This is a genomic window from Microbacterium maritypicum MF109 (assembly GCF_000455825.1).
Lineage (GTDB): Bacteria > Actinomycetota > Actinomycetes > Actinomycetales > Microbacteriaceae > Microbacterium > Microbacterium maritypicum_A.
Genome location: NZ_ATAO01000088.1, coordinates 1 through 375 on the forward strand (window position 1 = coordinate 1; position 375 = coordinate 375).

Consider the following 375-nt stretch of genomic DNA (forward strand, 5'->3'; position numbering starts at 1 on the left):
CGATGAGCGACGACTACGACCGGATCGTCATCACCGTGACGGATGCGCTGGCCGCCGCTCTCGCCGCAGCCGACGACGTCCGTCTGGCAGAGGTCGCGGAGCCGTGGTCGCAGACCGAAGAGCTCGAAGGGGCCGATCCGGCCCAGCTGGCCGCGTTCGCGCGGGACCTCGCCGCGCTCGCTCGTCGCGCCGCGGCGTCCGACCACCGCCTCTACTGCTGGACCAGCATCTAGGACGCTCGTCCGCGCAGGACGCACCCCAGCGGTGAGCCGTCACGGGGCCTCGATCAGCGTGCGGTCGGCCACTCCTCGGCGAGAAGGCCGTAGTTCATGCCGTCGAGCCATTCGCCCGAGCGATGCAAAGCCGTCTTCCGGC

1 protein-coding gene is annotated in these 375 nt (G+C 70.9%); it reads left to right on the forward strand.

Going from position 1 to position 375, the window contains the following annotated elements:
- Positions 1-233, forward strand: a 233-nt coding sequence (locus L687_RS42715; protein WP_021198719.1) for a hypothetical protein, incomplete at its 5' end; no start/stop codon positions are given.
- Between the last annotated feature and the right edge of the window lie 142 nt (positions 234-375).